This window comes from Empedobacter sp. UBA3475 (assembly GCF_002378465.1).
Lineage (GTDB): Bacteria > Bacteroidota > Bacteroidia > Flavobacteriales > Weeksellaceae > Empedobacter > Empedobacter falsenii_B.
The window spans coordinates 49,385-57,846 of the sequence record NZ_DFRA01000036.1 but is presented as its reverse complement, the minus strand read 5'-3'; the positions used below and the strand labels follow the sequence as shown (position 1 = coordinate 57,846).

Below are 8,462 nucleotides of genomic sequence, written 5' to 3'. Positions count from 1 at the left end.
ATACAAATGCACTACCGGTAAAAGTAGATTAAATTTTAATCTACTTTTTTATTTTTTCAAAAATCTCCTTCAATTTCAATTCTTCATTTTCCCAACAAAGTTCGTTTGCAGCATTTGCAAGATTTTCTTGGTAACTTCTTTTTCCTTCGTCTAAGATTTCTTGTAGTTTTTCAGCCAAATGTTTTGGATAGTGGTTGTCAATCACTTTTCCAACTTTATACTCTTCGACTATTTTTTTTATTTCTGGTAAATTTGTTGCTAAAATTGGTACTCTAGCTTGAATAAAGTCAAATAATTTATTCGGTAGAGCGTAGCGATAGCTTAATCCTAAATCTTCTTCCATACTCATTCCTACATCAGCTAAAGGTGTTATAGTTTTTAAAGTTTTTGGGGGAATATTTCCTAAAAAATGAATGCGATTAGTTAAGTCTAAATCTTTTACCAATTGTTCGTATTCAGTTTTTTTAGGCCCTTCGCCAGCAATCCAAAATTGACAATTATCAATGTGTTTGAACGCTTCAATCATTCTGTCAATTCCTCGACTCATGTTAATTGCGCCTTGATACAATAATATTTTATCGTTTGTTGGATTTTCGGGTAAGCGAAAGAAAATTAAATCTTGTTTATCGTTAAGTTTTGTTCGGTTGGGAACATTTCTAATCACAGCCGGATTAGCACCATATTCCTTGCGAAACCAATTGGCATATCCATCACTTACGGTATAAAAATACTTGATTTTTGGAACAAGAGAACGTTCTAAAGTTTTCCAAACTTTTTTTGTTTTAGGACGATTGTGTAATGATGGCAATTCTGAATAAATTTCGTGACTATCAAAAACTAAAGGAATTTTTTTGATTTTACTTACCAAATAAAAAGGAAGTAAGCTATCTAAATCATTCGCTAGTAAAATAGTTTGTTTATCCGCTTTTTTAAGTAAAGTGAAAAATAATTTGTAATTGAATTCAGCATACTTTTTCATTGTTGATTGATTCTTTTGTTCCATCAAAAATGTCTTGTACGGTTTATTCAATTTCGGTCTACCGTTTATAGTCGCGCCAATCAATTCTACATCGTATCCAAATTTTAACAAAGAATGGCAAACTTTATCTAATCTTTGATCCGTTTCAATATTATTTAGTACAGCAGATAGGATTTTCAATTTTATGGTTTTTGAAGATTATTTTCCAGGTTTGAAGATGATATAATACGCCTGAACTAAAAATAAAATCGCATTTGGAATAAGGACTGGCCAAGCCTCGATCATAGCAGCATAAATTACAAAACATACACAACCAATTGCATTGATAATGCGGATAATTGTAATCTTCGAAAAAAAGAATGCTAGTACAATAAAGACTGAAGCAAGATAGCCAAAAATATCAGCTATACCAATGTTAGATAAAAAATCCATAAAACGATAAATAAGAATGATAAAGTATAGGCAAAATTATGAAAAATAAGTCGATAACTTTGTGTAAATTTGCACAATGATAGAAACTTTATCAAAGATAAAACACAAAGATTCGCCAAACTTCTTTTTACTTGCTGGTCCATGTGCCATCGAAAGTGAAGATATGGCTTTGAGAATTGCTGAAAAAGTAGTAACAATTACTGATAAATTAGAGATTCCTTATGTTTTTAAAGGATCTTTCAAAAAAGCAAATCGTTCTCGTATTGATAGTTTTACAGGGATTGGAGATGAAAAAGCATTGAAAATTATTCAAAAAGTTGGAGAAACTTTTGATGTTCCAACAACTACAGATATTCACGAACCTTTTCATGCAGAAATGGCGGCGGCTTATGTAGATGTGCTACAAATTCCTGCTTTCTTGGTTCGTCAAACCGATTTAGTGGTTGCAGCTGCACAAACTGGAAAACATGTTACGTTGAAAAAAGGTCAATTTCTTTCGCCAGAAGCAATGAAATTTCCTGTAGAAAAAGTAACAGATTCTGGTAATAATAATGTAGCAATTATCGAGCGTGGAACAATGTTAGGTTACGGAGATTTAGTGGTAGATTATCGTGGAATTCCTGTGATGCAAAATTATGCACCAGTTATTTTAGATATCACACATTCTTTACAACAACCAAATCAGGCTTCAGGTGTAACAGGAGGAAAGCCAGAATTAATCGAAACGATTGCTAAAGCTGGAATTGCTGTTGGTGCTGATGGTATTTTTATCGAAACGCATCCAGATCCTAAAAATGCAAAAAGTGACGGTGCAAACATGTTACAATTAGATTTGTTAGAAGACTTATTAACTAAATTAGTTAGAGTTCGTCAGGCAATTCTATAAAAATAATTTTTAAAGAAAATTTATTAAATAATACTTAGTCAAGTTGATTAAGTATTTTTAATTTTTTTAGATAATGGATAATTTAATTCAGAAATATAATATTCCAGGACCTCGTTACACAAGTTATCCAACTGTTCCGTTTTGGGACAATGATGATTTTACTAAACAAGGTTGGATTGAAACTTTTCAACGATCTTTCGATGAAAGTAATGTAGAAGAAGGAATATCAATTTATATTCATTTACCTTATTGCGAGTCGTTGTGTACGTTTTGTGCATGTAACAAACGTATTACGAAACAACATTCGGTAGAAGTTCCGTATATTGATACAGTTTTGAAAGAATGGAGATTATATGTGGATTTATTTTCATCTCGACCAAAAATTAAAGAAATTCATTTAGGAGGAGGAACACCAACGTTTTTTTCTCCAGAAAATTTGAAGAAATTAATTGATGGTATTTTTGAATATGCGGATGTAGCTGAAGGACACGAATTTAGTTTAGAAGGTCATCCAAATAACACAACAAGAGAACATTTACAGGCTTTATACGATTTAGGTTTTAGACGTATTTCGTATGGTGTACAAGATTATGATCTGAAAGTTCAGGAAGCGATTAATCGTGTTCAACCTTTCGAGAATGTGAAAAGAGCAACAGAAGAAGCGCGTGAAATTGGTTTTACATCGATTTCTCACGATTTGATTTTTGGTCTTCCACATCAAACAATGGAAGGAATGATGGAAACAATTAATTTGACAAAAGAATTAAATCCAGATCGTATTTCGTTTTACAGTTATGCACATGTGCCGTGGATAAAAGGTGTGGGACAACGTGGTTTTCAGGAGGATGATTTGCCTTCACCAGAATTGAAACGTGCATTATATGAAGAAGGAAAGAAAATGTTTGAGGAAATGAACTATTTCGAAGTTGGAATGGATCATTTTGCCTTAGAACAAGATTCGATGTATCAATCGATGAAAAACCATACATTACATCGTAATTTTATGGGATATTCTTCTTCGAAAACACAATTAATGGTTGGTTTAGGAGTTTCTTCTATCAGCGATTCTTGGTACAGTTTTGCACAAAACGAGAAGACGGTAGAAGAGTACGAAAAATCAATCAATAACGGAGAGTTATCCGTTTTCAAAGGTCATATTTTATCAGAAGAAGATTTGATTATGCGTCGTCATATTCTAAATTTAATGTGTAATTTAGAAACTTCTTGGGCTGATGATAACATGAAATTTGATGATGTAGATCGTATCAAAACTATGTTACAAGATATGGTTGACGATAATTTGATTGAATTTGTAGAAAATGGTTTGATCGTAAAAGAAGAAGGACGTCCATACGTTCGAAATGTGTGTATGACATTCGATAAGAGAATGATAGATAACGAGCCAGAAACACGCATTTTCTCAATGACAATCTAATAAAATAGATAAATGTTTTAAACTTTATCAAAAAAAAGTATATATTTGAATATCTCAAACAATGAAAGAAATAGAAATTCACGGCAAAAAATTTATTCCGTACATCGCTTTTGAAGAAATAGAACACGCCATCAAAAATATGGCAAACGAAGTTTACGAAGAATACAAAGACGAAAGACCGATTTTTGTTGGTGTATTAAACGGAGTTGTAATGTTCTTCAGCGATTTCTTAAAACAATATCAAGGAGAATGTGAGATTTCGTTCTTGAAATTAAAATCTTACGAAGGAACAGAATCAACAGGGAAAATTACTATTGAGATGGATATTCCGATGAATGTTGAAGGACGTCACGTAATTATTTTAGAAGATATTGTAGATACAGGTAATACGTTAGTAGAGTTGCACCGAATCTTGAAAGAGAAAAAGGTAAAATCATTAAAAGTAGCAACTTTATTATTTAAGCCAGATGCTTACAAAAAAGATTTAAAAGTAGATTTAGTAGGAATTTCTATTCCTGATAAATTTGTAGTAGGTTATGGATTAGATTTTGACGGATTAGGAAGAAATTTACCAGATATTTATCAAATAAAACATTAAAACAAAATGCTAAACATTGTATTGTTCGGACCTCCTGGCAGTGGTAAAGGAACACAAGCTAAATTTTTAGAAGAAAAGTACCAAACTCCTCAAATTTCTACTGGAGACTTATTTCGTTTCAACCTTAAAAATGAAACAGAATTAGGCGCTCTTGTGAAATCTTACATGGACAAGGGACAATTAGTTCCAGATGAGGTAACAACAAATATGTTGGTTGATCATTTAGATAACAATCCAAATGCGCAAGGATACATTTTTGATGGATATCCACGTACAACATCTCAAGCAGAAGCTTTAGATAAAATCTTAGCAGATAAATACGAAAGCGAAGTTTCGATTACATTAGCATTAGTTGTGGATGACGAAATTTTGGTTCAACGTTTATTAGAACGCGGAAAAACTTCTGGTCGTGCTGATGATGTGGACGAAAAAATTATCCGTGATCGTATTACAGAATATTACGAGAAAACTGCAATTGTAGCAGAACACTACAAAGCGCAAGGAAAATGGGTTGAGATTGATGGAGTAGGTTCTATTGAAGATATTACCGAAAAATTGAACGCAGCAATTAAAGAAGTTTTATAAGAACAACTTTTACATAATACTAAAAATGCTCCTTTTAATTAAAGGAGCATTTTTTTATTATTATCATTTCTGAATGTAGCTTTTTGTGAAATGAAGAACCGACATCAGAATGACTTTTCTATTTTTCTTCAACCAAGCCTTTACAAATGTTTTTTACAATAGCAGGACCTTCATAAATAAAACCTGTATAAACTTGTAACAAACTTGCACCAGCTTCCAGTTTTTCTTTAGCATCTTCGGCTGTATGAATTCCGCCAACTCCAATGATAGGAAATGCTTTGTTCGATTTCTCAGAAAGATAACGAATCACTTCTGTTGAACGATTTTTAAGTGGTTTTCCCGAAACTCCACCAGTTTCTTTTACAATTTCTGGATCAGATTTTAATCCTTCTCTTGAAATGGTTGTATTTGTAGCAATCACTCCAGTAATTTTAGATTCTAATACAATATCTATAATATCGTCCAATTGAGAATCTGTTAAATCTGGTGCGATTTTAAGTAAAATTGGTTTCGGTTTTTCGTTTTGATTATTGTATTGTTGCAAATAATTAAGAATGTACAATAAAGGTTCTTTTTCTTGTAAATCGCGTAATCCAGGTGTGTTTGGAGAACTTACATTGACTACAAAATAATCAACATAATCAAACAATGCATTGAAACATTTGATGTAATCGTCAACAGCATCTTCATTTGGTGTCAATTTGTTTTTACCAATATTTCCGCCAATAATATAGTTTTCACGATTTTTTAGTTCTCTAATTTTCGAAACAGCAAAATCAACACCTTTGTTATTAAATCCCATTCGGTTGATAATCGCTTCATCTTCTACCAAACGAAACATACGTGGCGCATCATTCCCTGGTTGAGGTTTTGGTGTAACGGTTCCAATTTCGATGAAGCCAAATCCGAAGTGGTCCAATTCTTCAATATATTCAGCATTTTTATCAAAACCAGCAGCTAAACCAATTGGATTTTTGAATTTAATTCCAAAAACTTCTCGTTCTAAACTTGGATGATTGTATTGATAAAATTTATCTAATAATTTTCCAACTCCAGGAAATGCAGCATAATTTTTTAGATTTCGCGTAACAAAATGATGCGCATCTTCGGGCTGTAATTGGAATAAAATGTTTTTGAATTGTTTGTACATGTTGCAAAATTAATCAATCCTATTCATTATAAAAATATGTTTTGATTACTTATTTTTTGCGATTGATTGTATTGTGCCAATTGGCGAAATTTCAACAGTTTTTTGACCTTTTACAACATAGAAATAATAGAGACTATTCGTATTGACTAAATAAATTTCTTTTTTCTCACCAGAATTGAAAGTTAAGGTTTGCCCATATTTTTCGAATTTTAAATCTCCATTTTTTATTCGTTTTGACAGAAAATTACCACCACCAATTCCAAATCCTAAAAAGAAACAAATTAATAATGCAAAGAAATAATTGATTAGAGTTTTATCAATTATCTTTTCGAATTCTGTATGTGTTAATACTTTACTTTCATCAATTTTGAAATATTTTTTTAAAAATTTCTTAATAAATTTTTTCTCTGAATGTTTCAATGAATATTGTTTGAAACCATAAAGTAGAAAAATGAGAAGAATAAAAAAGATTAGTAAGAAAGAATGTGCGGTGATTTCGGCTATTGGACTAATTAAAATATCCATAATGCTCGAAAATTTCAGAATATTAATATCCAATTGATAGTAAAAAATGGATTCTTTAATAATCCCCATGATGACTAAATAAATATAACCAAAAGGAAGTAAACGTTGTAAATGTTCGTTATTCATACTATTGAATCTATTTTTGGCGCGATTTTATTTCTTTGTTAATCATAGAAAGCCTTATGACCAAAGGCATCAAAGTAGTTGAAGTTCTGCAAGCAACGGCAATTAATGCATAATTTTTTGATTTTATTGCTGAATATACCAAGAAGATAGAAATCAAAAACATCAAACATCCAAAAGTAATTACCATTGTTTTGGTTTGTTTTTGCTTTTTCAGAAGTTAGTCATCAGTATATTCGGACAAATTTTTTTAGTATTCATGATAGTGTGTTAATTAATTGAATAAATATAAATAAAAATCTGAGTCATTATAAATTATTCATTCAAAATAGATAATACAAGATTTTAATAAACAAATTAGAAATTGTACTTTTGCAGACTAATTAAAAGAGAAAAATTATGCAATCAAATTTTGTTGACTACGTAAAAATAAATTGTAGAGCCGGACATGGAGGTGCGGGTTCAGCAAGTTTGCATCGCGAAAAATATATTGACAAAGGTGGACCAGATGGTGGAGATGGTGGACGTGGAGGAAATATCACGCTTCTTGGAAACTCAAATCTTTGGACCTTGTTAGAATTTCGATTCAAAAGACATTTCCGTGCGCAAAACGGTGGACGTGGAGGTAAATCTCGTTCTACTGGTGCTGACGGTGAAGATATTATTTTGGAAGTTCCGATCGGAACAATTGCCAAAGATGACGAAGGAAATATTATTGGCGAAGTAACAGAAAATGGGCAAGAATTAATTATTGCGCAAGGAGGAAAAGGGGGGCTAGGAAACTGGCATTTCCGTTCTGCAACGCGTCAAACGCCTCGTTATGCACAGCCAGGTTTGGATGGTGACGAGCGTCAAGTTACATTGGAGTTGAAAATTTTGGCAGATGTTGGTTTAGTTGGTTTTCCAAATGCAGGAAAATCTACTTTATTATCAGCTGTTTCGGCTGCTAAACCAAAAATTGCAGATTACGCATTTACAACGTTAACACCTAACTTGGGAATTGTAGAATACCGTAATCATCAGTCATTTATTATGGCAGATATTCCTGGAATTATCGAAGGTGCGGCAGAAGGAAAAGGTCTTGGACATCGTTTCTTGCGTCATATTGAGCGTAATTCTAACTTATTATTTTTAATTCCTGCCGATACAGAAGATTATAAAAAAGAATATGAAATTCTGTTGAATGAATTGAAAAAATTCAATCCTGAATTGTTAGATAAAGAACGAATTTTAGCTATTTCTAAGTCAGATATGTTAGATGATGAATTGGAAGCTGAGATTAAAGCACAATTACCAACTGATATTGATACGATATTTATTTCGTCTGTTTCTGGAAAAGGAATCACAGAATTGAAAGATTTATTGTGGAAAAAACTACACGAATAACTAATTATTAAAGATAAAGACAAATGTTTAGAAATTTTGGAGACATCATGGGAATGATGGGAAAAATCAATTCATTTAAAGATAAATTTTCTGATTTGAAAAATGAATTAGATGGAGAAATTTTTACAACGACTTCTAACGATGGAAAAGTAAAAATTACAATGTCTAAATTAGCAACAATAAAAGATATTGAACTTGCTGAAGGAATGGAAAAAGAAGAAATTGAAGATTTGTTAGTGATGACGTTAAACAAAGCGTTGGAACAAGTAAAAACAGAAGCAATTGACAGAGCGAAAAAAACAGCTCAAGAAAATTTACCAAACATTCCTGGAATGCCTTTCTAAGAAGAATTTGAAAAAATAA

At 31.7% G+C, this 8,462-nt stretch carries 10 protein-coding genes; 6 read left to right on the top strand and 4 right to left on the bottom strand.

Annotation, left to right across the window (positions count from 1 at the left end):
* Window positions 1-40: 40 nt before the first annotated feature.
* Window positions 41-1,159 carry a glycosyltransferase gene (locus B3I31_RS08315; RefSeq protein WP_115001639.1) on the bottom strand — a complete coding sequence of 373 codons (1,119 nt, stop codon included), beginning with the start codon at window positions 1,157-1,159 and terminating at the stop codon, window positions 41-43.
* 18 nt (window positions 1,160-1,177) lie between these two features.
* Window positions 1,178-1,411 carry a uroporphyrinogen decarboxylase gene (locus B3I31_RS08310; RefSeq protein WP_115001637.1) on the bottom strand — a complete coding sequence of 78 codons (234 nt, stop codon included), beginning with the start codon at window positions 1,409-1,411 and terminating at the stop codon, window positions 1,178-1,180.
* Window positions 1,412-1,487: 76 nt separating this feature from the next.
* Between B3I31_RS08310 and kdsA the strand changes: the two genes are divergently transcribed.
* From kdsA to B3I31_RS08290, 4 genes are all read left to right on the top strand, one after another.
* Window positions 1,488-2,297 (top strand): 3-deoxy-8-phosphooctulonate synthase, encoded by an 810-nt coding sequence (gene kdsA, locus B3I31_RS08305; RefSeq protein ID WP_115001635.1) that lies wholly within the window; start codon window positions 1,488-1,490, stop codon window positions 2,295-2,297.
* A gap of 73 nt (window positions 2,298-2,370) precedes the next feature.
* On the top strand, window positions 2,371-3,732 hold the full coding sequence (gene hemN, locus B3I31_RS08300; RefSeq protein WP_291060576.1) for an oxygen-independent coproporphyrinogen III oxidase: 1,362 nt from the start codon (window positions 2,371-2,373) through the stop codon (window positions 3,730-3,732).
* Between the two features lie 61 nt (window positions 3,733-3,793).
* Entirely contained in the window at window positions 3,794-4,330 is a 537-nt protein-coding gene (gene hpt, locus B3I31_RS08295; protein WP_038333090.1) for a hypoxanthine phosphoribosyltransferase, read from the top strand.
* A gap of 6 nt (window positions 4,331-4,336) precedes the next feature.
* Window positions 4,337-4,915 (top strand): adenylate kinase, encoded by a 579-nt coding sequence (locus tag B3I31_RS08290; protein ID WP_125350758.1) that lies wholly within the window; start codon window positions 4,337-4,339, stop codon window positions 4,913-4,915.
* A 118-nt stretch (window positions 4,916-5,033) separates the two neighbouring features.
* On the opposite strand, the gene B3I31_RS08285 is transcribed toward B3I31_RS08290, so the two are convergent.
* Both B3I31_RS08285 and B3I31_RS08280 read right to left on the bottom strand, forming a co-directional pair.
* Window positions 5,034-6,065 carry a quinone-dependent dihydroorotate dehydrogenase gene (locus B3I31_RS08285; protein WP_291060574.1) on the bottom strand — a complete coding sequence of 344 codons (1,032 nt, stop codon included), beginning with the start codon at window positions 6,063-6,065 and terminating at the stop codon, window positions 5,034-5,036.
* Window positions 6,066-6,110: 45 nt separating this feature from the next.
* The gene (locus B3I31_RS08280) at window positions 6,111-6,716 is read right to left on the bottom strand and encodes a hypothetical protein (RefSeq protein WP_291060572.1); all 606 of its coding nucleotides are present in this window, start codon (window positions 6,714-6,716) and stop codon (window positions 6,111-6,113) included.
* A 396-nt stretch (window positions 6,717-7,112) separates the two neighbouring features.
* Between B3I31_RS08280 and obgE the strand changes: the two genes are divergently transcribed.
* Complete coding sequence (gene obgE, locus B3I31_RS08275; RefSeq protein WP_115001628.1) at window positions 7,113-8,099, top strand: GTPase ObgE; 987 nt, start codon at window positions 7,113-7,115, stop codon at window positions 8,097-8,099.
* A gap of 23 nt (window positions 8,100-8,122) precedes the next feature.
* Window positions 8,123-8,443, top strand: coding sequence for a YbaB/EbfC family nucleoid-associated protein (locus B3I31_RS08270; RefSeq protein ID WP_291060570.1), 321 nt, complete (start codon window positions 8,123-8,125; stop codon window positions 8,441-8,443).
* Window positions 8,444-8,462 lie beyond the last annotated feature (19 nt).

Bases quoted from the DNA above. Each gene is read 5' to 3' on its own strand.
- B3I31_RS08310 (WP_115001637.1), bottom strand. From the start codon at position 1,411: ATGGATTTTTTATCTAACATTGGTATAGCTGATATTTTTGGCTATCTT.
- kdsA (WP_115001635.1), top strand. From the start codon at position 1,488: ATGATAGAAACTTTATCAAAGATAAAACACAAAGATTCGCCAAACTTC.
- hemN (WP_291060576.1), top strand. From the start codon at position 2,371: ATGGATAATTTAATTCAGAAATATAATATTCCAGGACCTCGTTACACA.
- hpt (WP_038333090.1), top strand. From the start codon at position 3,794: ATGAAAGAAATAGAAATTCACGGCAAAAAATTTATTCCGTACATCGCT.
- B3I31_RS08290 (WP_125350758.1), top strand. From the start codon at position 4,337: ATGCTAAACATTGTATTGTTCGGACCTCCTGGCAGTGGTAAAGGAACA.
- B3I31_RS08285 (WP_291060574.1), bottom strand. From the start codon at position 6,065: ATGTACAAACAATTCAAAAACATTTTATTCCAATTACAGCCCGAAGAT.
- B3I31_RS08280 (WP_291060572.1), bottom strand. From the start codon at position 6,716: ATGAATAACGAACATTTACAACGTTTACTTCCTTTTGGTTATATTTAT.
- obgE (WP_115001628.1), top strand. From the start codon at position 7,113: ATGCAATCAAATTTTGTTGACTACGTAAAAATAAATTGTAGAGCCGGA.
- B3I31_RS08270 (WP_291060570.1), top strand. From the start codon at position 8,123: ATGTTTAGAAATTTTGGAGACATCATGGGAATGATGGGAAAAATCAAT.